Raw genomic sequence first — 20,815 nt, 5'->3', positions numbered from 1 at the left:
CTTGCACCCACCGGAAGCTCTCTGGGCAGCGGTCTGGGGAGATACTTCTCCTCTTCTCTGCATTGTCACTGATGATAGCACAGTTGTCTGTGGTTGTCAAACGCTTTCTGCGGGCAGCAGCGAGAAGTGGCGCAGGGCCTTGGAAATGCCCTTCTCCTCCACGGTAGCAGTGACGTAATCCGCCAATTCCTTCACCCGCTGGTCTGCCCCGCCCATGGCCACGCTGGTTCCCACCAGGGCCATCATGGTCAGGTCGTTCTCTCCGTCGCCGAAGGCCATGGTCTCCTCTGGGCTCAGGCCGTAGTGGGCCATGGTGGCCCGGATGCCGTCGGCCTTGCCCTCGCCTTTGGACATCACGTCAATGCCCAGAGGGTGCCAGCGGCTGTAGCTGCACCCGGGCATGACGGAGACGAACAGGTGTTCCTCCTCCTGGTTGACCAGGGGAATGAACTGATACACTTTGCCTTCCAGCATCCGCTGGGCAGACAGGACGGGGTACTGCTTGGTGTGCAAAAACTCGAACACCTCGTCCACCCGTCGATTGTGGCAGGTGAGATAGCTCACCCCGTTTTCTTCCACCAGGGCAGCCAGTTCCGGGTGGGCCTCCAGCACATCCTTGGCGTTCCGCAGGTCCTCCAGGGGCAAGGGGTTATCCCGATATACCCCCTGGGCATTGAAGCAGCACTGACCATTCAAGGTGATATAACCGTCAAACACCACATCCCGCAGCATTCCGGTGCTCTCCAGGTCCTGGGGTGCCCGTCCGGAACAGACGAAAATACGAATGCCCGCCCGCTGGAGGGCAAACAGGTCGTCTCGGAGCTGCTGGGACATGATCTTGTTTTTATACGAGACCATGGTGCCGTCAATGTCAAAAAAGATCGCGCGTATCATGGGTAAGTTCCTCCGTGTATGGTTATGCTTGTGTCTGTTTCCAGGCTTCCGCCTTTTGCAGCAACTCCTCCGCCCCTTCCAACAGGATGGCGGTGGAAGCGCCGCCGCTGAGGCGGGCCAGCTCTTCCCGGCGGCGTGGCCGGTCCAACTGCTCCACCCGGGTGTAGGTGCGGCCATCCCGCTCCCCCTTCTCCACCGAGAAGTGCACGTCGCCCATGGCGGCGATCTGGGGCAGGTGGGTGACGCACAGCACCTGGCGGCCCCGGGCCACCTGGCTGAGCTTCTGGGCCACTTTGGTGGCGGCTCGACCGGATACTCCGGTGTCCACCTCGTCAAAGACCATGGTGGTGACGCAGTCAGTCTCGGCCAGCACGTTTTTCAGCGCCAGCATGATGCGGCTGAGCTCGCCGCCGGAGGCGATGCGGTTGATGGGCTTCAAATCCTCCCCCAAGTTGGCGGACATGAGGAACCGGACCCGGTCCATGCCGAACTCATTGAGGCCGTCCTCCCCTTCCACGGGGCCAAATTCCACTTCAAACCGCACCCGGGGCATGTCCAGGTCGGACAGCTCCTGCTGAATGCGCCGGGACAATTCCTTGGCCGCCTTCTGACGGGCCTTGGACAGTTGTTCAGCCTCCTGTTGGGCCGCCTGCACCGCCTGGGCCACTTCCCGCTCCAGCTTCTCCCGGCGCTCGTCGGAGAACTGGATGTTGTCCAACTCGGTCTGGCACCGGTCCAGATAAGCCAGCATCTCCTCCTCGTCCGCTCCGTACTTGCGCTTGAGGCGGTGGAGCAGGTCCAGCCGCTCCTCCACGTCGTCCAGCTGGCCGGGATAGAAGTCCAGGCCGCTGCGGGCGTCCCGCACCAGTTCCGCCACATCGTCGGCGGCGTAGCGCAACTGGGACACCTTCTGGGCCAGCTCGGACAGCTCGGCGCTGTACCGCCCCCCCTGGGTCAGGGCGTTTTCGGCGCTTGTCAGCAGGGCCACCGCTCCGTCGGACATCTCGCCCCCGGTGAGGGCCTGCCACGCCTGGTCCACGGCATCGGTGATGCGCTCGGCGTTGCGGAGAATCTCCCGCTGGGCGGTGAGCTCCGCCTCCTCACCCACCCGCAGCTGGGCCCGCTCCAGCTCTCCAATCTGGTGCTGGAGGGTGTCCATGCGCCGGGCCTTCTCCCCCTCGTCCATCTGCACCGCTTTGAGCTGGGCCCGCAGGTCCTTCACACGCTCATAGGCCGCAGTGTAATTCTGGCGCTGGGGAGCCAGGTGGGCGAAGTTATCCAGGCTCTCCAGGTGGGTCTCCTCGTCTAAGAGCTGCTGGCCGTCGTGCTGGCCGTGGATGTTCAAAAGCTGGCTGCCCAGCTCCCGCAGCTGGGTCACCAGCACCGGGTGCCCGTTGACCCGACAGGTGTTTTTCCCGTCCGGGTGGATGACCCGCTCCACCAACAGCTCCCCGTTTTCATCAGGGGCAATGCCGTACTGTTCAAACCAGTTTAAGGCGGGCAGTCCGCCAAACACCCCCGTCACCCGGGCACACTTGGCCCCGGTGCGGATGAGGTCCCGGCTGGTCCGCCCGCCGATGATGGCGCCGATGGCGTCCACCACAATGGATTTACCCGCTCCCGTCTCGCCGGTAAGCACGTTAAATCCCTCTCCAAAGGCGATTTCCGCCTGGGAAATCACCGCAATATCCTCAATGTGAAGCAAGGAAAGCATATCAAATCTCCCCGTTTGGCGCCTGCTCTCAGTCCAGCATGGCCTCCATTTCTCGACAAAATTCTTCCGCCAGGTGGTTGGTGCGCATGATGATGATCACCGTGTCGTCCCCGGCCAGAGAGCCCACGAATCCGTCGATATCCATCCCGTCCAGGGCGGCTCCTGCCGCAGAGGCAAGCCCCGGCATGGTCTTGACCACCACGATGTTCTGGGCCACGTCAAAGGAGGTGACGCCTTCCTTGAAAATGTTGCGCAGACGGCCGGCAAAGTTGTGGTGAGGCTGTTTGTTTTGCGCCACCACGTACTTGTAGGTCCCGGCCCCGGTGGGTTGCTTGACCAGGTTCAGCTCTTTTATGTCCCGGGAAATGGTGGCCTGAGTGGCCAAAATCCCACACGCCCGCAGGCTCTCCAGCATCTGCTCCTGGGTCTCAATGTCCTGCTCGGCGATGATACGCAGAATTTCCGACTGTCGCTTTGACTTCATCCTCTCACGCCTTTCCCAATTTCTGATTGATAACCTCGTAGAAGGTCCGTCCGGTGAGCTTGACCAGCCGGGTCACGTGGCGGGACCGGCGGCACTCCACCCAGTCCCCCGGCTGGACCTTGAAGGCCCGGCCGCCGTCCACCGACAGGCTGGCATTTTTCCGGCTGCCTGGGGCCAGCCGCACCCCCACCGACCGCTCACTGCCCAGCACAAAAGGCTTGGCGTGGAGGGAGTGGGCGCAGATGGGAGTGATGATCATATTCTCCGCTGTGGGCTCCACAATGGGGCCCCCTGCCGCCAGAGAGTAGGCAGTGGACCCGGTGGGGGTGGCGATGACCACTCCGTCCCCAGAGAAGGAGGAGATCACCGTCCGGTCCCCCGTCACTTGCAGGTCCAGCACCCGGGCCACCGAGGTGCCCTTGGTGACCACGGCGTCGTTGAGGGCGGTCTCGGAGAACACCCGCCGCCCGTCCCGGCGCACAGTGATGTCCAGCATCATCCGCTTCTCAATGGTGTACTTTCCCGCCGTCAGGCGGCTGAGCATGGACAGCTCGTGCTGCTCCAGCTCTGCCATAAAGCCCACGCTGCCCAGATTGATGCCCAGCACCGGAATCTGGTGAGCGTTTGCGTCCCGGGCGGCGTGGAGGATGGTACCGTCCCCGCCAAAGCACACCAGCACGTCGGTGTCCTCCAGCTCGGCGCTCATCTGCCCAAAGGGCTGGTGGGCGGGCAGGTGGACCCGGCTGGAGTCCTCCAGATCAAAAGGCAGGCAGATGACCACCTGGGCCCCGTTGTCCTCCAAAATTCGCTTGGCGGTCATGGCTGTTTTAAGCCCCCGGTCCCGGTAGGGGTTGGGGCTGAGTAGCACCTTCATGGGTTCTCTCCTTCCATCTGGGCGTGGGAACGGCGCACCAGGTCCTCCAGGTCGCCCCACTCCGGCTCTCCCGGCTTGGCCTGCATATACCCCAGATACTCGATGTTGCCCTCTGGGCCACGGATGGGAGAGAAGTCAATGCCCTTGACGGTAAAGCCCGCCTCGGCGGCGTGCTGGGTGAAGTGCTCCAGCACCTCCAGGTGGACGGCGGGGTCCCGGACCACGCCCTTTTTGCCCACCTTCTCCCGTCCGGCCTCGAACTGGGGCTTGATGAGGGCCACCACTTCCCCGTCCTCGCTCATGAGTTGGCGCAGGGCGGGAAGAATCAACTTCAAAGAGATAAACGAGACGTCAATGGAGGCAAAGTCCAGCACGTCGGGAATCTCGTTATGAGACAGGTACCGGGCATTGGTGCGCTCCAGCACCACCACCCGCTCATCACTGCGCAGCGACCAGGCCAACTGGCCATAGCCCACGTCCACGGCGTACACCTTGGCCGCCCCGTTTTGCAGCATACAGTCGGTGAAGCCTCCGGTGGAGGCGCCAATGTCCGCCGCCGTCTTGCCCAGCAGGTCAATGGGGAAGTGCTTCATCGCCTTCTCCAGCTTCAACCCGCCCCGGCTGACGTAGCGCAGGGTCTGGCCCCGCACCTCCAGGGCCGTATCCTCATCCAGGGTCATCCCCGCCTTGTCCAGGCGCTTCTCCCCAGAATAAACCTGTCCGGCCATGATGATGGCCTGGGCCTTTTGGCGGCTCTCCACCAGCCCCTTCTCCACCATCAGCACATCCAAGCGTTTTTTAGCCATTGGCGATCACCTCCATTGCTTTTTGACAAATTCCTGCCCCGTCGATGCCGGTCATCTCCCGCAGCTGGGCCACCGAGCCCTGGGGCACAAACTGGTCTCCCAGATTCATCAGGGCCGCCTTCACAGGCACCCCGGCCAGGGCCAGCTCGGAGATGATGGTACGTCCCACGCAGCCGGAGTCGTTGCACTCCTCGGCTACAATGAGCCGCCCGGTTTGCTCACACAGGCGGCGGATGGGGCCCATATCCAGGGGACGGATGCTGTTGAGCTTCACCACCGCTACGGAGTGCCCCCGCTGCTCCAAGAGCTGGGCGGCCTGGAGCACCTGGTCCACCATAGTGCCATAGGCCACCAAGGTCACATCGGTGCCCTCTTGAATCACCGTGGTGCCGTCCACCCCGGCCACCTGGGTCCACTGCCCTTCCCCGCCCCGGGGATAACGAATGGCCACCGGGCCGGTCATCTCACACACCGCATGGCGGAGCATGGCCCGCAGCTCGGCAAAGCTGGCAGGGCATAAAATCTGCATCCCGGGCACCGTGGACAAAAAGCCCACATCAAACACGCCGTGGTGGGTCTCGCCGTCCTCTCCCACCAGGCCCGCCCGGTCCACGGCCAGGATGACGTGGAGGTTTTGCAGGGCCATGTCGTGGATGAGCATGTCATAGCCCCGCTGTAAGAACGTAGAGTACACCGCAAACACCGGCAGGGCTCCCTGCTTGGCCAGACCTCCAGTCATGGCCACCGCGTGGCCCTCGGCGATACCTACGTCAAAGAATCGTTGGGGATAGCGGCGGGCAAACTCGTCCAGGCCAGTGCCCAGCCGCATAGCTGCCGTGATGGCCACCAGCTCCGGTTTTTCCTCAGCCAGCTGGCACATGGTCTCCCCAAACACCGAGGAGAAGTTAGCGCCCCCTGCCTTGGACACCGCCAGCCCCTTCTCCACATCAAAGGGGCCCACCCCGTGGAACTGATCCGGTTGGCGTTCTGCCGGTGTATAGCCCTTCCCCTTTACAGTTTTGACGTGGAGCAGCACCGGGCAATTGAGCTCCTTGGCGTAGCGGAACATCCGGGTAAGGTAGCTCACGTCGTGGCCGTCCACAGGGCCCAGGTAGGTAAAGCCCATGTCCTCAAACATGGAGTAGCCCAAGATGGCGTCCTTCACCATCTTCTTGGCCCGGTGGGTGACCTTGTAAACCGCTTGTCCCACGGCATTTTTCCCGGTGACACTGCGGTAGAGCTTTTTCAGGTGCAGGTACTGGGGTTTGAGGCGCTGGCGGGACAGGTGGGCGGCCACGCCGCCCACGCTCTTGGTGATGGACATGCCATTGTCGTTGAGGATGACAATGATGGGCTCGCCGCTGCTGCCCGCATCGGCCAGGCCCTCAAAGGCCAGTCCACCGGTGAGCGCGCCGTCCCCGATGAGGGCCAGCACGCTGTAGTCTTCCTTGTTGACGGTACGGGCCCGGGCCATGCCCAGGGCCACGGACACCGAGTTGGAGGCGTGGCCGGCAATGAAGGCGTCTGCCCGGCTCTCGTGGGGCTTGGGGAAGCCGGACAGGCCGCCGAACTTCCGCAGGGTGTTCATGGCCGAGCCCCGCCCGGTGAGGAGCTTGTGGGCGTAGCACTGGTGGCCCACGTCAAAGACCAGACGGTCCACATCCAGGTCAAAGACCCGGTGCACCGCCACCAAGATCTCCACCACGCCCAGACTGGAGGCCAGGTGTCCCCCGGTCTTGGAGACCGTCTGGATCATCTGTACCCGCAGCTGCTGGCACAGCTGTCTGGCCTGTTGGTCTGTCATCTCGCTGTATTGCTGAGGCAACACGCGGCTCCACTCCTTCCTGTATGGGGGTTACAGCAGAAAATACGCTCCAGCTGTCCCCACGACGACACCCAGAACTGCCCCGGCTGCCACTTGCAGCGGGGTGTGGCCGATGAGCTCCTTGAGTTCCTCGGCAAACAGCTCTGGCTTGTATTCATCCCAGTTTTTCATGATGTAGTTGAGGATTTTGGCCTGCTCTCCCGTCTCCTTGCGGACGTTGGCGGCGTCGTACATCACCACAAAGGCCACCACCACCGCCAGGGCGAACACCGGCTGGTCAAACCCGGCGGTCATGCCGATACCAGAGGCACAGGCACACACCAGAGCCGAGTGGGAACTGGGCATTCCGCCGCCGGTGAACAGGTAGCTCCAGTCCACCTTGCGGTAGACCACCACGGAGATGAGCATCTTCAACGCCTGGGCAATGGCCCAGGCGGCCACAGCCAGAAATAAGATGGGTGAGATCATGGCGTATACCTCCCTTTTTAGTGGTCCCGCTTGGCCAGGGCATCCGCCAGAGCGCAGAGGAACTCACCTGTGTCCGGGAACGCCTCCTGCACCGCCAGCTTGGCCCGGTGGGTATACCGCTGCACCAGCTCCTGGCAGGAGTCCAGGCCATACAGGGTGACATAGGTCACCTTGCCGTTCTCCCGGTCAGACCCCACGGGCTTGCCCAGCTGCTGGGTGGTGGACTCCTCGTCCAGCATGTCGTCCCGAATTTGGAACGCCATACCCAGGCCCTGGGCGTACTCCTTGGCCGCCTTCCACTGTGCCATGGTGGGAGCCACCGGGGAGGCAGTCAGGCCCAGCAGGCAAGCGGCCTTGAGAAGGGCCGCCGTCTTCCAGCTGTGCACCAGGTTCAGCCGCTCCTCGGTCTGGTTGTCCCCGTTCATATCCAGGTACTGCCCGGCACAGATGCCCTGGATAGCACCCGCCGCCTGGGCCAGCACGGCACAGGCCTCGCCGTTGGACTCCACACGCTGGGTGCGCCGGGAGGTGGCCAGCCGGGAAAAGGCCTCCGCCTGGAGGGCATCTCCAGCCAGCACAGCGGTGCACTCTCCGTACACCTTGTGGCAGGTGGGCTTGCCCCGGCGCAGGTCGTCGTTGTCCATACAGGGCAGGTCGTCGTGGATGAGGGAATAGGTATGGAGCATCTCCACGGCCACGGCGTAGTCCACAGCGGGCTCCATGGACCCGCACAGGGCCTCACAGAACTTCAACACCAGCACCGGACGAATCCGCTTGCCCCCGGCCAACAGGCTGTACCGCATAGCCTGCAACAGCTCCTGGTGGGGGCCCATATCCAAAAGGCTCTCTTTCAGGGCCTGCTCCGCCATCTGGCGGGCCTGCTCATATTGTGCCTCATAGTCCATCGTTTTGTTCTCCTTCCTGGAAGGGGACCTCCTCCTGGGCCTCTCCGCCCAGCAGCAGGCGGACCTTCTGCTCGGCCTGGTCCAGCATCTGGGTGCAGTGGGCGGCCAGACCGGTCCCCTCTTCAAACAGTTTCAGCGACTGGTCCAGGCTGGACTCGCCTCGCTCCAGCTGGGAGACAATCTCCTCCAGCCGCTTCATGGATTCCTCAAAGCTCTTCTTTGTTACCGCCACTGCTGTTCCTCCTTTTCTTCCACCCGGCAGTGGTACACGCCATCTGCCACCAGCACGTCCATGGCCTGGCCAGGTTGTACCTGCTCCACCGTAGTCACCGCCCGCCCCTCTGCCTTGGCGATGGCATAGCCCCGGCTGAGCACCTTCAGCGGGCTCATGGCATCCACCCGGCCCGCCAGCCCCGCCAGCTCCACCCGGCCCCGGCGCAAGGTGCGCTCCAAGGCCATGGCCAGACGGCGCTGCACACCATCCAAACGCATACGCTGGTCATCCACCACCGCCACGGGGTTGCGCAGCACCCGGCTCTGCTCCAGACGTCGCAGTTCCTTCCGGTCCCGGTCCAGCTGGACCTCCATGGCCTGTCTCAGCCGGAGGGTGAGCCCCTCCAGCCGCTGCCGCTCCTGTTGCTGGTCGGGCACCGCCAATTCGGCGGCGTTGGAGGGAGTGGAGGCCCGCAGATCCGCCACGTAGTCGGAGATGGTCACATCCGGCTCATGGCCCACCGCCGAGATGACGGGGATGTTGGACAGGGCAATGGCCCAGGCCACCGGCTCCTCGTTGAAGGCCCACAGGTCCTCCCGGGAGCCACCGCCTCGGCCGGTGATGATGAGATCGATGTCATCTCGGTTGTTCACCTGGTGGATGGCGGCGGCGATCTCCTCTGCCGCCCCCTCCCCCTGCACCCGCACCGGCACCACCAACACCTCGGTCAGGGGCCAGCGCTGGCGCAAAATGCGAATCATGTCCCGCACTGCAGCCCCCGCCGGGGAAGTCACCAGGGCGATACGCCTAGGATAGGCGGGCAATGACTGCTTCTTGGCCGGGTCAAAGAGGCCCTGGGCCTCCAGCTTCTTTTTCAGCTCCTCGAAGGCCCGGTCCAGGGCTCCCCGCCCATCCTCCATCAGCTGGGTACAGTACAACTGGTACTGGCCATCCCGGGGATAGACGGACACCCGGCCGTAGGCAATCACCGACAGGCCGTTGACGGGTTTAAAGCGCAGCCGGGCCGCATCCCCCCGAAACATGACGCAGCGGATGCTCCCCTGCTCATCCTTGAGGGAGAAGTAGTGGTGCCCGGAGGGGTAGCACTTGTAGTTGGACACCTCGCCCCGCACCAGAAGCCCCCGCAGCAGGGGGTCGCCGTCCACCAGCTCCTTGAGATACCCGTTGACCTGGGAGACGGAATAGACGGGTAGTTGGGCGCCGCTCACGACTCAATCCCCCGTTCCACCGCCCGGTGGGCCAGGATGGCCACCCCCAAGGCGTTGTCCGTGGAGTACTGGGGCGGCGCAAAGATGGCCCCCAGGGGCTCCAGGCGACTGCGCAGCAGAGAGTTGGAGGCCACGCCGCCGGAGCACAGCACCGGCAGGTTTCCGTATTTTTTCTGGGCCCAGGCGGTGGTGCGGGCCAGCACCGAGGCCAGAGTCTCAAAGGTAAAGCGGGCCACATCGGCGGGGGCTACCCCGGCCTCTGCCATGCCCTTGATCTTATTCTCCATGCCGGACAGGGAGAAGGAGCCCTCCTTGGTCTTTACCACAAAGTACTTCTCCTCCTGAGAGTCCCGGCTGAGCACGTCCATGGCCTTTCCCGCTGGGAAGTCCAGGCCCAGCATCACGCCGATGCGGTCCACCAGCTGGCCCGCGGAGATGTCCGAGGTGCCGCCGATGAGCTCGGCTTGGACGGTGTGCCCGTGGGGATGCACCACCAACAACTCGGTGGTGCCGCCGGACAGGTGCCAGGCCAGGTGGGGCTGGTCCATCAAGTCCTCCCGCCCCGCCGACCAGGCGGCTGCCGCAATGTGGCCCTGCTGATGGGAACAGGGATAGAAGGGCACGCCCAGAGCGGCGGCCAGAGACCGCCCCTGTCCCTCGCCCACCAGGAAGCAGGGCATGTAAGACCCCTCCACTTCCCGGGGCTGGGTGGAGGCGCCCACGGCCCGGATTTCTCCAATGGCCCCTTCGGCCCGCAGCGCCTCGGTCATCAGGTGCAGACGCTTGACGTGCTGAAACACCGCCTCGCTCTGACGCAGACCCAGGGAGCCCTCCTGCACCGTCAGGAGACGGCCGTGGTTTACCCCCACTCTGCCGTCAAACACCGCCGCCGACGTGGTATAGTTGCTGGTGTCAAATCCCAAACACATTCCTGCCATCCTTGTCCCCTCCCTCGTTGTCTTCTCGTCAGTCCTGTTCCTGGGGAAACTCCTCCCGGACGAATGCGCCCAAGATACCGTTGACAAACCGCACCACGTCCTCATCCAGGTACTTCTTGGAAATTTCCACCGCTTCGTTGATGGCCACCTTGTTGGGCACATCGGGCATGTACAAAATCTCGTACATGGTCAAGCGCATGATGGCCGCCGCCACCCGGTCGATGCGGGAGAACCGCCATCCCTTGGCGTGGCGCTCAATGTAGCCGTCCAGCTCGGCACCGTGGTCGGCCACCCCGCGCACCAGGGTGACAATATACTCTTTGAGCCCTTCGCCGGGGAACTGGGCGTACAGCTCTTCCTCCTGGCCTCTGGCTGCAAAGGCCTCTTCCGTCAGCTCCCGCTCCAGCAGCTGGTCCGCCTTCAGGTTGGAAAACGCCAGCTCAAAGGTGAGATGCATCGCAATTTCCCGGGCTGTTTTTCTGGTCATGGAACCTTCATCCTTTCGCGGCTCACCCGCCGCCTAATCTAAAAGGGGTATACTCCCCCAATGTGTATATACATTGATTATACACGCAATGGTGGGAAAAGAAAACCCCTTTCCCGCCCCCTGCGACGAATTTGGACAAATGGGCAACCCAGCCCCATTCCCCGCAGATTCCCTGTGCAAAACGCAAAAGAGCCGCTGCGCACATCACGCAGCGGCTCCGCCTTGTTTGTTTACTTCTGGAAGGTCACGCCGGACACGGTGACGTTGACCCCGGCCACATCCAGGCCGCTGGTGTTCATCACTGCGTTCTGAATGGCGTCCTGCACGTTCTTGGCCACCTCGGGCACCACATAGCCGTACTTGACCAAAATGGTGACATCCACCATCACGGCCTCGCCCTCCACCTCCAGGTGGACGCCCTTGGCCACGCTCTTGCGGGTCACCAGAGCCGCCACGTCGTTGGTCAGGGTGGTGCCCAGAGCACTCACGCCGTCCACTTCCATGGCTGCTGCCCCGGCGATGACGGCCAGAACCTCCTCAGAGATGTTCACGCTTCCCAGCTCTTCCTGGCGGGAGATATATTCCTTGCCTTCGGCCATACTGCCTCACGCTCCTTCTTCGTTCTCAGGGCAGCCAAACGTCCGCCCGGTTTCAGATAACTGGAGACATTATACCACCGCAAGGCCTAAAATACAATCCTGTTTTTCTAGGGTTTGGCCTCAATGATCTTGATCTGATCTGCGCTGAGTCCCGTTTCTTCCCGCACAATCTCCACGATTTTCGCAATGTCCGTCTCGCTCAGGCCCTGGTCTGTGGAGGACACCACCAGGTTGACTCCGTCCTCTCCAATGAAGCACACACAGTCTCCGTACCCCTTGGCGGTGACCAGGTTCTCCACCTGGGCCTCCGAGAGGGTGTCGTCGGCCATGGTCTGGATGGAGGCGTTGGCCTCATCCACCACCTTCTGGTCCGCCTTCTCGTCGGCTGCCGCCTCCTGCAACAGCTCCAGGGCGCTGTCCCGGGCCTGCTGCCGGTTGAGCCGGGCGCTGGCAAAGTAGCCGCTGCCCGTCTCCTCCTCCGTCTGGCTCTCCGCCGTCTCTCCATCCCGCTCCTCGTCCACGCCATTGACCAGGGTGGTCTGGCCCAGCACCTTGCCGTCACTGCCGTCGGTGCCGCTGCCCTCTCCGGTGAGTTGGTTGTTGTAGGACCAGTTGAGATACACCGCCACCCCCACAAACAGCACGATGGCCAACACCACTGCATTGCGTTTCCAAACGCTCATCCTTCTACCTCCTAAATGACATCGAATTCAGTCGCCCGCACATATGGTAATCCGGTCCGAGCCCAGCCCGGTGAGAGCCGACACCGCCTGGGTGATGGCCAGCTGCACCTGGGGGTCGTCCCCGCCTGGGCACACCACCAGCGCCCCTCGAAAACTGGGGTAATACTGGGTCAGCACAACCACTTCCTCTCCATCCTCCCCGTCGCAGATCACCGTGGTCTGCTCCTGGGAGCTCTCCTTCTCTCCCTGCTCTTCCACCCGGTCCTCAGCCAGCACCCGCTCCACCCCCTGGTCCAGGGAGAGGAGCACCGTGGCGTCCCCCGCCCCTTGGATGCGGGAGATGGCCTGAGCCAGCCGCTGTTCCAGCTCTTCCACCGAGAAGGACTCCTCCTCTGCCTCCTGGCCCTGGGTGTCCGGGCTCGAGGTAGCGCTGCGCTGGGTGGGCCAGGCCACCAGCACCAGCCCCACCACGGCCAGAATCAGCACCAGCTTGTATTGCCGCAGCCAGCTGCGCCACTGCTCTCCATTGGGCATGTTCCAATTCCGCTTCACCCCGATATCACCTCAAAGCTCTGGCGCTCATAGGGAATCCCCAGGTCCGCCTGCATCATGTCCGCCAGGGCGTCTCTCTGCGCTTGGGTCCAGGTCCCTGTTAAGCAGGCTGACCACGGCTGCGGTATCTCGTCATCCCATGCAACCACCACCTCCACCTGACACGTCACACCCAGCGATTCCGCCTTGTCCAAAATATATGCGCCGGTTTCCTCCTCTATGATGGATTCATACAGCAATTGATTTTGTTCCATCAGCGTCTCCTCTGCCTCCTCCATGGCCTGGGTATCCCATTGCAGCAGCTCCTGCCAGTCCTCTTCTTCCATGCCCACCATGGGCCCCAGGGTCACCAGCAGCAACAACAGGCTGCCCACCAGCTTGCACACCCGCTGTCCGCCGCCCCCCTTCACCAAGGCCCCCGACACCACCATCACCATGGACGCACAGGCCACACCCAGCAGCCACTGCTCCATCCAGCCGCTCATCCGGTCACCGCCGATACCGAGGACACCAGGGTCACCAACAGTAGCAGCGCACAGGCTCCGGTCATCCCCATGATAAGGCCAAAGGCCCCGCCAATCTGCTCCACCAGTCCGCACACCCGGCTCTGGCCTATGGTGGCCGCCAGGGCCGCCACCAGCTTATAGAGCAGATAGTGCACCAGCAGCTGGAGCACCGGCACCAGACAGATCCCCAAGATGGTCACCATCCCAAACACCCCCACCGAGCTGCGCAATATCCCAGCCGAGGCCAAAATGGTCTCCGAGGCGTCGGACAAAATGCCCCCCACCACCGGAATGGCCCCGGAGATGGCAAACTTGGCCACCTTCATGGACATGGCATCCACCGACCCGGACACCACTCCGCTCATGGATAAATATCCAACAAACACCATCATCAGCACCACCAACACCGAGGTGGCCACCCATTTCAGCCACCCGGCCATCTGCTTGAGCCCCGGATTGCCCAGAGCCGCCCACGCCACACTGGCTGCCACGTACCCGTAGACCATGGGCAGCAGCACCCGCTGGATGACGTTCATCAACAGGCTGGAAAACCCCGCCGCCGCCATCTGACGGGCCGCCGCCCCGGCAATGGCCCCGGTGGCCGCGGTGGCCCCCGCCACCACCGGCAACAGCACCGTGGCAAAGGCGGTCATGCGCTCCATGGCGGTACACCCCAACCCCAACAGGGAGGACATGTCCGCCACCGCTGCCACCGTCACCGCTAGGGCCCCCGCCAGGGACACCACTGGGATCTCCTCTCCCCCTCCAGCGTCGTACACCGTCTGGGCCAGTCCGCACAGCAGGAGAATGACAAAGAGGATGGTGGCCGAACGCACCCCAGCCCGGACGATGCCGAACATCTCCCCCTTTCCCGTCTCCACCAGGCCCTGGAGCCCTTCGTCCAGGCTCTCCCCATAGACGGCGCTGCCCCCCTGCTGTTCGGCCTCCCGCTCCATCTCCTCAATGCCCAAGGCGTCCTCCTGCCCCTCCAACACCTGGTCTGTGGAGACGGCCCGGGCCGGAACCACACACAGCAGCAGCGCCAGACACAGCGCCCACATCCACCGCATGCTCTTCCCTCCTAACTCAGCAGTTCTTCCAGCAGCGACAGCACCCCCTGGAGTAGGGGCATGGCCGCCACCAGGCCCAACACCGTCCCCGCCAGCTCCACGGCGCTGGCCAAGCCGTTTTCCTTGGCGTCCCGGCAGAAGTCCGCGGTGAATTTGCACAGCATGGCGATACCTGTGGTCTTCATCACCGGAGCGATGAGCTCCTGAGAGATTCCGCCCGCTTCGGCCAGCCGTTGGATATAGCCCACAATCAGCCCCAGCTCCCCAGACACCGCCACCAACACGGCCACGGCGGCACACAGGGTGAGCACCAGGGCGATCTCCGGGGCCTGCTTGCGCACCACCACCCCACACACCACCGCCACCAGCACGCCCCCCGACACCATGACCATCTGGCTCATAAGTCAAACAGGGTCTTCACCAGGTCAAAGAGGGCGCTGATCTCCTGTACCACCATCATCAGCACCACCACCAGAGCCACCAGGGTGGTCATGGTGGCCATCTCATCCCGTCCAGACCGGGCCAGCACCTGGTTGAGCACCGAGACCAAAATGCCAATGGCAGCGATTTTAAAAATTAAGTCCACATTCATCCCTAGGTGTCTCCTTATACGAATAAGATCATCAAAACCGCCCCGGCCGTCACCCCCAGGGCGCCGTATACCCGGCCCAACCGCCGCCGCTGCTCACAAGCCTGCGCCAGCTGCTCCTCCAGCTGCTCCCGGGTGTGCTCCACCGCCTGGCGCTGGCTCTCCCCGTCGTACTGGCCCAGCACGGCCCCCAAGGCATCCAACAGCTCCACGTCCAGCTGCTCCAGCCGCATCTGGCTGGCCTCCCCCGCCTGCTGCCACACTTGGGCAAAGGTGCGGCCCCGCAGGTTCTGGGCCCCATGGGCGCACAGGGTAAAAAACTCCCCCGGGGCTCCCTGGCACTGTTGGGCGGCCAGGTTCAACGCATCGGGCAGCGGGGCCAGCTTCCAGGACAGCTCCCGCTGCACACACTCCAGCCCCACCAACAGGCCCCGCAAATCTCGCACCCGCCCATCCAAATGGGCGATGGCCCCCAGCCCCAGGCCCATGGCCCCGCAGGCCAAACAGGCGGCCCCCATCAGACGGATCATGCCACCACCTCCACCCGGGCGGTGCGGTTTGTTCCGCTGCCTCCCAGCAGCACCACCCGGCGGAATACTCCGGACTGCCACAGGCGGCGATACACCGGACGCCGTTGGAAATCCTCCATACATGCCCCGTGGGCAGTGGCCAGCAGGGATACCCCACACCCCACCGCCTGGACCATGGCCTCCACATCCTCCATCTGGGTGATCTCATCCATGGCAATGACCTGTGGATTCATGCCTCGCAGCAGAATGGACACCGCAGCGGCCTTGCCGCACCCGTCCAGAATGTCGGTGTGCCGCCCCACATACATCTGAGGGGCACCCTGCCACATGGCGGCAATCTCTCCCCGCTCGTCTGCCACTGCCAGACGCAGCGGAGGCGCGGCCACCCCGTCGGACAGCCCCCGCACCAGGTCCCGGAGCAGGGTGGTCTTCCCCGCCCCCGGCGGAGCAAAAATCAGGGTATTTTGCAGCCGCTCCCCCTCCATCAGCTGGGGAAGCAGGGCCTCAGCCTGTCCCACCACCGGGCGGGCAATGCGCACAGACAGGGAGGAAATCTCCCGCAAGGTGGCCACCTTTCCATCCCGCACCACAGCGGTGCCGCAGATGCCAATGCGGTGCCCGCCCCGCAGGGTGAGAAACCCCCGCTGCACCTGATCCAGCACCGTGTGGGCAGAGGCCTGGCTGGCCTGTTCCAGCACCTGCCGGAGCAGTTCCCCCGTCACCACCAGCTCTCCCACGTCTTGTTCTTCGTCTCCGTCCAACACCGTGGGCAGAAATCCCTGACGCAGGCGGATCTCCTCCGCCCGTTCCCGCTTCTCCTGGGGCAGCTGTTTGAGGGCACACCGGAGATGTTGAGGCATCAGGGCAACCACCTGCTGAAATGGGCTGTCCACCATGTAACTCCCTCCCTTTCGTATGGTACACCCCATTGTATGAGGGCCTGTCCCGGGGTATGACAGGCAAACAAAGAACTGCCCCGCCGGGTGGCGAGACAGTTCTCGAACGATTCTATGAAATTTAGCCCAGCACAGACACGATGCGTGCCACAGCCTCCTGAGTGGCCTGGGCATCGCCGAAGGCGGTGACTCGGATGTAACCCTCGCCGCTGGGGCCAAAGCCTGCACCAGGGGTGGTGACCACGTTGGCCTTCTCCAGCAGCAGGTCAAAGAACTCCCAGGAGCCCATTCCCTCCGGGGTTTTAACCCAGATATAGGGGGCGTTGACGCCGCCGGACACGGTGAGGCCCGCTTTCGTCAGCCCCTCCCGGATGACCTGGGCGTTGCGCTGGTAGTAGGCGATGGTCTCCTTCACCTGGGCCTGGCCTTCGGGAGAGTACACGGCCTCAGCGCCCCGCTGCACCACGTAGGGCACCCCGTTGAACTTGGTGCACTGGCGGCGATTCCACAGGCTGTTGAGGGAGGCCCCGCCCCGCACCAGCTCCTTGGGCACCACGGTGTAGGCACAGCGGGTGCCGGTGAAGCCGGCGGTCTTGGAGAAGGAGCGGAACTCAATGGCACAGGTCTTGGCCCCTTCAATTTCAAAGATGGTGTGGGGAACATCCTCCTGGGTGATGAAGGCCTCATAGGCGGAGTCGTAGAGAATCACCGCATCGTTGGCGTTGGCGTAGGCCACCCACGCCTCCAGCTGCTCCCGGCTGGCCACCGCTCCGGTGGGGTTATTGGGGAAGCAGAGGTAGATGAGGTCCACCTTCTCCTCCGGAATGGCGGGAGAGAAGCCATTTTCGGCGGTGCAGGGCATATACACCAGCTTGGACCAGTGCTGGCTGGCCTCGTCATAGTCTCCGGCTCGGCCTGCCATGGCGTTGGTGTCCACGTACACGGGGTACACGGGGTCGCACACAGCCACCACGTTGTCCACACCAAAGATATCTCCAATGTTGCCGCAGTCGCTCTTGGCGCCATCGGAGACAAAAATCTCATCGGGGGCAATGGTGACGCCCCGGGCGGCGTAATCGTACTGGGCAATGGCGGAGCGCAGGAACTCATAGCCCTGCTCGGGGCCGTAGCCGTGGAAGCCAGCCCCGGTGGCCATCTCGTCCACCGCCTTGTGCATGGCCTCGGTGACAGCGGGAGCCAGAGGCCGGGTCACGTCTCCAATCCCCAGCTTAATGATGGATTTATCCGGGTTTGCCTGGGCATACGCCGCCACTCTCCGGGCGATTTCCGAGAAGAGATAGCTGCCGGGCAATTTCAAATAGTTTTCGTTGATGGTGGCCATGGGTGTTCCTCCTGTATTCAGCTGTTTACAGCATTAAAATTCTCCGCTTATTGTACAACATCTTCCACCCGGGGTCAATGGGCAAGTTCACCGTCGAACACCGTCACAGCAGGTCCCGTCATATGCACGTGCCCATCCTCCCCCCAGGAGATGGACAGCTCCCCGCCGGGCAGGGACACCACCGCCCTCCGTTCCGTCACACCAGAGGAGGCCAGAGCGGCCAGGGCAGCGCTGGCTCCGGTGCCGCAGGCCATAGTCTCCCCACTGCCCCGCTCCCACACCCGCATGGCAATTCGCCCCCTGTCCTGGGGGGCCACAAACTCCACATTCACCTGCTGGAACAGCTTGGGATGGTACTCCAGCTGGGGCCCCAGACGTGTCACGTCCACCGCCGCTACATCCTCCACCAGACACACCAGGTGGGGATTCCCCATCCACACAGGAGTGCCCTCCACCTGGATGCCCTCCACTTGCAAGGCCATGGGCTTGCCCACCTGGGGCACTCCCATATCCACGGTGACTTCCGCCACCGTTCCTCCCTCCACTTGAAGGTCCACGGTGCGGACACCACCCCCGGTCTCCACGGTGAGGCAGGTCTTCGTGGTCAGCTTCCGGTCGTATACGTACTTGCCCAGGCAGCGGATGCCATTGCCGCACATGGTCCCCCGGGAGCCGTCGGCGTTGAACATGGCCATGCGGAAGTCTGCGGTCTCCGATGGGCAAATGCAGATCAGCCCGTCTCCCCCCACCCCGGTATGGCGGTGGGACAGCTGCCGGGCCAGCTCCTCCGCCCCCTCCGGCTCCCCCTGGGGACAGTAGAGAAAGATATAGTCGTTGCCCAGCCCGTGCATTTTGGTGAAGTTCATACCACCACTCCCTTCCCTGGTGTTATATGAAGGGAAGGAAGGAGAGATACCCGAAAAAAGCGAGGAACAGCCCGGGGGCTGTTCCTCGCCAATCCATTTATATTGAATTTCCCAGCACAATGCGGGCAGTCTCCGCCAGCTTGGAGCCGTGGTCCATGCTCTCCTTTTGCAGAAAGCGGTGGGCCTGTGCCTCTGTCATGCCGTGTCGGTCCATGAGCAGCGCCTTGGCCTGAGCCACCAGCTGGTTCTCCTCCTCACTGCGGTGGATGTGCACCGGGTACTTGGAGACCCGACGGCGGGCAAATTGCAGCAGCATCCGCACCGACGCCAGCAGGTCTCCCCGACTCACCGGGGCAGGCAGCTGGAAGATCTCCTCGGTTTCGCACAGCTCCAGCCGATTCTGGGGGGCCACCATCAGCATCACGCACTGTTGCGGCAAGTCGTAGTACAGGTCCTCCCCCGCTCCATCGGGGAACTTGAACCCGCACACCACCACGCCCAGCCCCTGTTTGTTCACCAGGCGGCGCACCTCGGAGGCGCTGTGGCACACCACACACTCTGCCACGCCGCCGCTCTCCAATACCTCTGATATGCTGGCCGCTGTCTTGCGGTTTTCAAAGGCTACGATTACTTTTTGCACAAGATCTCACACTCCTCCCATCACCTGTTGCCCAAGGGCAGCGGGAGCGATCAATAGTTGATCATGTACTTGTCCAGCTCCCAGCTAGACACACGAGTGCGATATTCCTCCCATTCTCTCTCCTTGCCGGCGATAAACTGGCAGGCCACGTGCTCACCCAGAGTGGACATGATGAGCTTGTCCTTCTTCATCAGCACCAGAGCCTCGTCCAGAGAGCCGGGCAGGGCCTCGATGCCCCGGCGCTTGCGGGTGGCGGGGGTCATGTCGAAGATGTTCTCGGTGATCTCGGCGGGGAGGGTCAGATTCCGCTCAATGCCGTCCAGACCGGCAGCCAGGCACACGGCCAGGGTCAGATAGGGGTTGCAGGCGGGATCGGGGCTGCGCAGCTCCACGCGGGTGGACTGGCCACGGGCGGCGGGGATACGAATGAGGGCGGAACGGTTAGAGGCAGACCAGGCCATATAGCAGGGGGCCTCATAGCCGGGCACCAGACGCTTGTAGGAGTTGACCAGGGGGTTGGCGATGGCGGTGATGCCCTTCATGTGGTGGAGAATGCCAGCCATGAAGGCGTAGGCCTCGTGGGACAGCTTCTTGTCGCCGTTCTCATCATAGAACACGTTCTTGCCGTTGCGGAACAGGGACATGTTCACGTGCATACCGGAACCGGCAATGCCAAAAATGGGCTTGGGCATAAAGGTGGCGTGGAGACCGTTCTTCTGGGCGATGGTCTTCACCGCCAACTTGAAGGTCATGATCTTATCGGCGCACTGCACAGCGTCGGAGTACTTGAAGTCGATCTCGTGCTGACCGGGGGCCACCTCGTGGTGAGAGGCCTCGATCTCATAGCCCATCTTCTCCAGGGCCAGGCAGATCTCTCGACGGGTGGACTCGCCGTGGTCCAGGGGGCCCAGGTCAAAGTAACCGGCCTCGTCGTTGGTCTTGGTGGTGGGGCGGCCCTCCTCATCGGTCTTGAAGAGGAAGAACTCGGGCTCGGGACCCACGTTGAAGGCGTCATATCCCATGTCGTGGGCCTTCTTCAGCACCCGCTTGAGAACGCCACGGGGATCGCCCACAAAGGGAGTGCCGTCGGGGTTGTACACGTCGCAGATCAGCCGGGCCACACGGCCGTGCTGGGGACGCCAGGGGAAGATGGCAAAGCTGTCCAGATCGGGGTACAGATACTGGTCAGACTCGTTGATGCGCACAAAGCCCTCGATGGAGGAGCCGTCCAGAGTGATCTGGTTGTTCAGAGCCTTCTCAATCTGGGAGGCGGTGATGGCCACATTCTTCAGCTGACCGAAAATGTCGGTAAACTGCATGCGAATGAAGTTAATGTCCTCTTCCTTGACAATGCGAATGATGTCTTCCTTGGTGTAACCCATTGTTCATTCCCCTTTTCTTTCGATTCGTCCGGCTGAAACCACCCCGGCCCAGTGGAGAAAAAAGGTTGTCCTTCCCTGCCTTTTTTCCTAAAACTATCTACGGAAGTAATTCTGTGTTCAGTATAGCATGAACCGCTATTTTGTCAACGGATTTTTGCACCGATGCAAATTTTCATCGCAAAAATCAAGTTCACAACCTTGAGAAGCGCCATTTTCGCGTTTTTGCACAGAAGCCTTTTTCTCACATTTTTACCCAATCGACATCGCCACTTTGCACAAACCGCACGAAATTCTTCTTGACTTTTTGGTCACATCTATCTAG

At 62.7% G+C, this 20,815-nt stretch carries 25 protein-coding genes and 1 other annotated feature (1 of these 26 only partly in view); all 25 genes read right to left on the bottom strand.

Annotated features, from left to right (window positions below):
- Positions 1-67 (bottom strand) — a binding site (T-box leader) (it extends 186 nt beyond the left edge of the window).
- A 29-nt stretch (positions 68-96) separates the two neighbouring features.
- Entirely contained in the window at positions 97-894 is a 798-nt protein-coding gene (locus tag B5F12_RS01670; RefSeq protein ID WP_087229337.1) for a Cof-type HAD-IIB family hydrolase, read from the bottom strand.
- 22 nt (positions 895-916) lie between these two features.
- Positions 917-2,608 (bottom strand): DNA repair protein RecN, encoded by a 1,692-nt coding sequence (gene recN / locus B5F12_RS01665; protein WP_087229333.1) that lies wholly within the window; start codon positions 2,606-2,608, stop codon positions 917-919.
- Between the two features lie 28 nt (positions 2,609-2,636).
- Entirely contained in the window at positions 2,637-3,092 is a 456-nt protein-coding gene (locus B5F12_RS01660) for an arginine repressor (RefSeq protein ID WP_087229330.1), read from the bottom strand.
- A 4-nt stretch (positions 3,093-3,096) separates the two neighbouring features.
- Positions 3,097-3,966 carry an NAD(+)/NADH kinase gene (locus B5F12_RS01655; RefSeq protein WP_087229327.1) on the bottom strand — a complete coding sequence of 290 codons (870 nt, stop codon included), beginning with the start codon at positions 3,964-3,966 and terminating at the stop codon, positions 3,097-3,099.
- Complete coding sequence (locus B5F12_RS01650) at positions 3,963-4,772, bottom strand: TlyA family RNA methyltransferase (RefSeq protein ID WP_087229324.1); 810 nt, start codon at positions 4,770-4,772, stop codon at positions 3,963-3,965. The genes B5F12_RS01655 and B5F12_RS01650 overlap by 4 nt, the downstream gene beginning before the upstream one ends.
- Positions 4,765-6,600: a 1-deoxy-D-xylulose-5-phosphate synthase gene (dxs, locus tag B5F12_RS01645; RefSeq protein ID WP_275532685.1), complete on the bottom strand. Its 1,836-nt coding sequence runs from the start codon at positions 6,598-6,600 to the stop codon at positions 4,765-4,767. Before dxs ends, B5F12_RS01650 begins: the two co-directional genes overlap by 8 nt.
- A gap of 27 nt (positions 6,601-6,627) precedes the next feature.
- On the bottom strand, positions 6,628-7,065 hold the full coding sequence (locus B5F12_RS01640; RefSeq protein WP_087229318.1) for a divergent PAP2 family protein: 438 nt from the start codon (positions 7,063-7,065) through the stop codon (positions 6,628-6,630).
- Between the two features lie 17 nt (positions 7,066-7,082).
- Entirely contained in the window at positions 7,083-7,970 is an 888-nt protein-coding gene (locus B5F12_RS01635; protein WP_087229315.1) for a polyprenyl synthetase family protein, read from the bottom strand.
- Positions 7,960-8,202: an exodeoxyribonuclease VII small subunit gene (gene xseB, locus B5F12_RS01630; protein WP_087229312.1), complete on the bottom strand. Its 243-nt coding sequence runs from the start codon at positions 8,200-8,202 to the stop codon at positions 7,960-7,962. The genes B5F12_RS01635 and xseB overlap by 11 nt, the downstream gene beginning before the upstream one ends.
- Positions 8,193-9,413, bottom strand: a complete 1,221-nt coding sequence (gene xseA / locus B5F12_RS01625; RefSeq protein ID WP_087229309.1) for an exodeoxyribonuclease VII large subunit — start codon at positions 9,411-9,413, stop codon at positions 8,193-8,195. The genes xseB and xseA overlap by 10 nt, the downstream gene beginning before the upstream one ends.
- Positions 9,410-10,351, bottom strand: a complete 942-nt coding sequence (locus B5F12_RS01620) for a DNA-binding protein (RefSeq protein WP_087229305.1) — start codon at positions 10,349-10,351, stop codon at positions 9,410-9,412. The genes xseA and B5F12_RS01620 overlap by 4 nt, the downstream gene beginning before the upstream one ends.
- Before the next feature lie 28 nt (positions 10,352-10,379).
- Positions 10,380-10,838, bottom strand: coding sequence for a transcription antitermination factor NusB (gene nusB, locus B5F12_RS01615; protein WP_087229301.1), 459 nt, complete (start codon positions 10,836-10,838; stop codon positions 10,380-10,382).
- A 230-nt stretch (positions 10,839-11,068) separates the two neighbouring features.
- A complete protein-coding gene (locus B5F12_RS01610; protein WP_087229298.1) occupies positions 11,069-11,437 on the bottom strand; it encodes an Asp23/Gls24 family envelope stress response protein in 369 nt (122 codons plus the stop codon).
- A 107-nt stretch (positions 11,438-11,544) separates the two neighbouring features.
- Positions 11,545-12,120, bottom strand: a complete 576-nt coding sequence (locus B5F12_RS01605) for a SpoIIIAH-like family protein (protein ID WP_087229295.1) — start codon at positions 12,118-12,120, stop codon at positions 11,545-11,547.
- 27 nt (positions 12,121-12,147) lie between these two features.
- On the bottom strand, positions 12,148-12,672 hold the full coding sequence (locus B5F12_RS01600; RefSeq protein WP_087229292.1) for a hypothetical protein: 525 nt from the start codon (positions 12,670-12,672) through the stop codon (positions 12,148-12,150).
- On the bottom strand, positions 12,669-13,157 hold the full coding sequence (locus B5F12_RS01595; protein ID WP_087229289.1) for a hypothetical protein: 489 nt from the start codon (positions 13,155-13,157) through the stop codon (positions 12,669-12,671). Before B5F12_RS01595 ends, B5F12_RS01600 begins: the two co-directional genes overlap by 4 nt.
- Entirely contained in the window at positions 13,154-14,248 is a 1,095-nt protein-coding gene (locus B5F12_RS01590) for a stage III sporulation protein AE (protein WP_087229286.1), read from the bottom strand. Before B5F12_RS01590 ends, B5F12_RS01595 begins: the two co-directional genes overlap by 4 nt.
- An 11-nt stretch (positions 14,249-14,259) precedes the next feature.
- A complete protein-coding gene (locus B5F12_RS01585; RefSeq protein ID WP_087229283.1) occupies positions 14,260-14,649 on the bottom strand; it encodes a SpoIIIAC/SpoIIIAD family protein in 390 nt (129 codons plus the stop codon).
- Positions 14,646-14,840, bottom strand: coding sequence for a stage III sporulation protein AC (spoIIIAC, locus tag B5F12_RS01580; RefSeq protein ID WP_087229280.1), 195 nt, complete (start codon positions 14,838-14,840; stop codon positions 14,646-14,648). Before spoIIIAC ends, B5F12_RS01585 begins: the two co-directional genes overlap by 4 nt.
- A 14-nt stretch (positions 14,841-14,854) precedes the next feature.
- A complete protein-coding gene (locus tag B5F12_RS01575; RefSeq protein ID WP_087229277.1) occupies positions 14,855-15,367 on the bottom strand; it encodes a stage III sporulation protein AB in 513 nt (170 codons plus the stop codon).
- Positions 15,364-16,263, bottom strand: coding sequence for a stage III sporulation protein AB (locus B5F12_RS01570; protein ID WP_087229274.1), 900 nt, complete (start codon positions 16,261-16,263; stop codon positions 15,364-15,366). Before B5F12_RS01570 ends, B5F12_RS01575 begins: the two co-directional genes overlap by 4 nt.
- Before the next feature lie 121 nt (positions 16,264-16,384).
- Positions 16,385-17,605: an LL-diaminopimelate aminotransferase gene (locus B5F12_RS01565; RefSeq protein WP_087229271.1), complete on the bottom strand. Its 1,221-nt coding sequence runs from the start codon at positions 17,603-17,605 to the stop codon at positions 16,385-16,387.
- Positions 17,606-17,679: 74 nt separating this feature from the next.
- Positions 17,680-18,471, bottom strand: coding sequence for a diaminopimelate epimerase (gene dapF / locus B5F12_RS01560; RefSeq protein WP_087229268.1), 792 nt, complete (start codon positions 18,469-18,471; stop codon positions 17,680-17,682).
- A 97-nt stretch (positions 18,472-18,568) separates the two neighbouring features.
- Positions 18,569-19,111, bottom strand: coding sequence for an ANTAR domain-containing protein (locus B5F12_RS01555; RefSeq protein ID WP_087229265.1), 543 nt, complete (start codon positions 19,109-19,111; stop codon positions 18,569-18,571).
- Positions 19,112-19,161: 50 nt separating this feature from the next.
- The gene (glnA, locus tag B5F12_RS01550; protein ID WP_087229262.1) at positions 19,162-20,493 is read right to left on the bottom strand and encodes a type I glutamate--ammonia ligase; all 1,332 of its coding nucleotides are present in this window, start codon (positions 20,491-20,493) and stop codon (positions 19,162-19,164) included.
- Positions 20,494-20,815: the final 322 nt, after the last annotated feature.

The sequence above is a fragment of the Pseudoflavonifractor sp. An176 genome (assembly GCF_002160435.1).
GTDB classification, from domain to species: Bacteria; Bacillota; Clostridia; order Oscillospirales; family Oscillospiraceae; genus Enterenecus; species Enterenecus faecium.
This window is presented reverse-complemented; position numbering and strand designations above follow the sequence as displayed.

Excerpts from the sequence above, each read along its gene's own strand:
- B5F12_RS01670 (WP_087229337.1), bottom strand. The coding sequence starts at position 894 with ATGATACGCGCGATCTTTTTTGACATTGACGGCACCATGGTCTCGTAT.
- recN (WP_087229333.1), bottom strand. The coding sequence starts at position 2,608 with ATGCTTTCCTTGCTTCACATTGAGGATATTGCGGTGATTTCCCAGGCG.
- B5F12_RS01660 (WP_087229330.1), bottom strand. The coding sequence starts at position 3,092 with ATGAAGTCAAAGCGACAGTCGGAAATTCTGCGTATCATCGCCGAGCAG.
- B5F12_RS01655 (WP_087229327.1), bottom strand. The coding sequence starts at position 3,966 with ATGAAGGTGCTACTCAGCCCCAACCCCTACCGGGACCGGGGGCTTAAA.
- B5F12_RS01650 (WP_087229324.1), bottom strand. The coding sequence starts at position 4,772 with ATGGCTAAAAAACGCTTGGATGTGCTGATGGTGGAGAAGGGGCTGGTG.
- B5F12_RS01640 (WP_087229318.1), bottom strand. The coding sequence starts at position 7,065 with ATGATCTCACCCATCTTATTTCTGGCTGTGGCCGCCTGGGCCATTGCC.
- B5F12_RS01635 (WP_087229315.1), bottom strand. The coding sequence starts at position 7,970 with ATGGACTATGAGGCACAATATGAGCAGGCCCGCCAGATGGCGGAGCAG.
- B5F12_RS01620 (WP_087229305.1), bottom strand. The coding sequence starts at position 10,351 with ATGGCAGGAATGTGTTTGGGATTTGACACCAGCAACTATACCACGTCG.
- nusB (WP_087229301.1), bottom strand. The coding sequence starts at position 10,838 with ATGACCAGAAAAACAGCCCGGGAAATTGCGATGCATCTCACCTTTGAG.
- B5F12_RS01610 (WP_087229298.1), bottom strand. The coding sequence starts at position 11,437 with ATGGCCGAAGGCAAGGAATATATCTCCCGCCAGGAAGAGCTGGGAAGC.
- B5F12_RS01605 (WP_087229295.1), bottom strand. The coding sequence starts at position 12,120 with ATGAGCGTTTGGAAACGCAATGCAGTGGTGTTGGCCATCGTGCTGTTT.
- B5F12_RS01595 (WP_087229289.1), bottom strand. The coding sequence starts at position 13,157 with ATGAGCGGCTGGATGGAGCAGTGGCTGCTGGGTGTGGCCTGTGCGTCC.
- B5F12_RS01590 (WP_087229286.1), bottom strand. The coding sequence starts at position 14,248 with ATGCGGTGGATGTGGGCGCTGTGTCTGGCGCTGCTGCTGTGTGTGGTT.
- B5F12_RS01585 (WP_087229283.1), bottom strand. The coding sequence starts at position 14,649 with ATGAGCCAGATGGTCATGGTGTCGGGGGGCGTGCTGGTGGCGGTGGTG.
- spoIIIAC (WP_087229280.1), bottom strand. The coding sequence starts at position 14,840 with ATGAATGTGGACTTAATTTTTAAAATCGCTGCCATTGGCATTTTGGTC.
- B5F12_RS01575 (WP_087229277.1), bottom strand. The coding sequence starts at position 15,367 with ATGATCCGTCTGATGGGGGCCGCCTGTTTGGCCTGCGGGGCCATGGGC.
- B5F12_RS01570 (WP_087229274.1), bottom strand. The coding sequence starts at position 16,263 with ATGGTGGACAGCCCATTTCAGCAGGTGGTTGCCCTGATGCCTCAACAT.
- B5F12_RS01565 (WP_087229271.1), bottom strand. The coding sequence starts at position 17,605 with ATGGCCACCATCAACGAAAACTATTTGAAATTGCCCGGCAGCTATCTC.
- dapF (WP_087229268.1), bottom strand. The coding sequence starts at position 18,471 with ATGAACTTCACCAAAATGCACGGGCTGGGCAACGACTATATCTTTCTC.
- glnA (WP_087229262.1), bottom strand. The coding sequence starts at position 20,493 with ATGGGTTACACCAAGGAAGACATCATTCGCATTGTCAAGGAAGAGGAC.